The sequence below is a fragment of the Nocardioides dubius genome, assembly GCF_039528155.1.
Taxonomy (GTDB): domain Bacteria; phylum Actinomycetota; class Actinomycetes; order Propionibacteriales; family Nocardioidaceae; genus Nocardioides; species Nocardioides dubius.
The window spans coordinates 173260-175206 of record NZ_BAAALG010000007.1 but is presented as its reverse complement, the minus strand read 5'-3'; the positions used below and the strand labels follow the sequence as shown (position 1 = coordinate 175206).

Genomic DNA, 1947 nt, shown 5'->3' with positions numbered 1-1947 from the left:
CCCCCGCCGGCGTCTACGCCGACGAGACCGGTCCGATCATCGTGGAGGCCTTGCAGGGTTGGGGATTCGTGGTCGGCGACCCGGTCGTCTGTCCGGACGGCGAGCCCGTCGGGGCCGCGATCGCAGCGGCCGTCGCCGACGGCGCCCGGCTGGTGCTGACCACCGGCGGCACCGGGCTCACTCCGACCGATCGCACGCCCGAGGCGACCCGGCCGCTGCTGCGCTTCGAGGTGCCGGGGATCGCCGAGGCGATCCGCGCGGCCGGGCTCGCCAAGGGGGTGCCGACGGCGATGCTCTCGCGCGGCGTGGCAGGCGTCGCCGGCGATGCGCTGGTGGTCAACCTGCCGGGCTCGCGGGGCGGGGTGCGCGATGCGCTGGCGGTGCTGGAGCCGGTGGTGCAGCATGCTCTCGAACAGATCGTGGGGAGCGACCATTGAGCGACTGGCCGGTGATGTTGGCGCATGGCCCGGTGGGACTGCGCCCGTTGGAGCTGGCCGATGCCAAGGCCTGGCGTGAGGCCCGGATCCGTGGCGCCGCCTGGCTGAAGCCGTGGGAGGCGACGGTGCCGCCGGGGGCGGGAGATCGTCCCGCGACCTTCCGCACCATGGTCCGCAAGCTCTCCAAGCTGGCCCGTGAGGGCCAGGCGATGCCGTTCGCGATCACCGTCGACGGTGAGTTCGCCGGCCAGGTCACGGTGAGCAACATCGTCCGCGGCTCGGCGCAGTTCGCCTCGATCGGCTACTGGGTGGACCCGCAGTTCGCCGGGCGCGGCGTGGTGCCGATGGCGGTGGCGCTGGTGATCGACCACTGCTTCGCCACCGCGCGCCTGCACCGGATCGAGATCTCGATCCGCCCCGAGAACGTGAACTCCCTGCGGGTGGTGCAGAAGCTCGGCATCGCCGAGGTGGGCTATGCGCCGCGGTACCTGCACATCGACGGGGAGTGGCGCGACCACCGGCAGTTCGCGGTGACCACCGAGGAGTGCCCCGGTGGCATGGTCAACCGGCTGCTGCGTGCCGGGTTCTCGATCAGCGGAGAATCACATCCGTCACACGGGTGAATTTGCGACACACCTGCCCGCCTGCGTCCGGTCGCGGCCAACCGCTCATAACCTCTGATACGTGGACCTGTCCGGAATCATCTTCGTCGCCGTCTTCGTGGCGTGGGCCGTCTATCTCATCCCCAAGGCAGTGCGCCACCACGATGAGGTGAGCCGCAACCGGTCGGTCGAGCGCTTCTCCGGTGCCCTGCGGGTGCTGGCGCGCCGCGACACGGTGGACGGTCGCGACACCACGCTCACCGTCTCCGGCGCGGCTCCTGCCGAGGAGGCGGAGCCGGTGGTGACCAAGGCGCAGCTGCGGGCCCGCCGCGAGGCGACCCGTCGCGCGACCGAGCGTCGCCGCCGGGTGCTGACCACGCTGCTGGTCCTCAACGTGCTGGTCGCCGCTGTGGCGTTGGCCGGCGTGATCGGCTGGGTGTGGCAGACGATCCCGGCCGGTCTGGTCGTCGTCTGGCTGGTGCTCTGCCGAGTGATGGTGAAGTCCGAGCGGGCCACCACGCAGGCGATGATCACGCCGCGCAGCACCGAGACGGTGGCTGCCGAGGAGGCGGACGACGTCCCCGCGGAGTACGACGTGGCACGCAACGACCAGGGCTTCGACGAGGTCGCTCCGGAGTCGGAGACCACCACGATCCCGGCGATCACCGCCGAGGTCTGGGACCCGATGCCGGTCACCCTGCCGACCTACGTGGGCAAGGAGAAGGCGACCCGGCGCAGCGTGCGCACCATCGACCTGGGCAGCCCCGGCGCCTGGACCTCGGGCCACACCGCCGAGGACACCGAGCTGGCCCGCGAGGCCGACGAGGTCGCCGCGGCCGCCCGCGACGACGAGGGCGAGCAGCAGCAGCGCGCCGTCGGCTCCTGAGCCGCACCGATCAACGCCACGG

3 protein-coding genes are annotated in these 1947 nt (G+C 72.0%); all 3 read left to right on the top strand.

What is annotated here, in order from left to right:
- A partial coding sequence (locus tag ABD151_RS09540; RefSeq protein ID WP_343993668.1) for a MogA/MoaB family molybdenum cofactor biosynthesis protein occupies positions 1-437 on the top strand: 437 nt, incomplete at its 5' end.
- Positions 434-1060: a GNAT family N-acetyltransferase gene (locus tag ABD151_RS09535; RefSeq protein WP_415630054.1), complete on the top strand. Its 627-nt coding sequence runs from the start codon at positions 434-436 to the stop codon at positions 1058-1060. The genes ABD151_RS09540 and ABD151_RS09535, both read left to right, overlap by 4 nt.
- Before the next feature lie 61 nt (positions 1061-1121).
- Positions 1122-1925, top strand: a complete 804-nt coding sequence (sepX, locus tag ABD151_RS09530; RefSeq protein WP_343993666.1) for a divisome protein SepX/GlpR — start codon at positions 1122-1124, stop codon at positions 1923-1925.
- Positions 1926-1947: the final 22 nt, after the last annotated feature.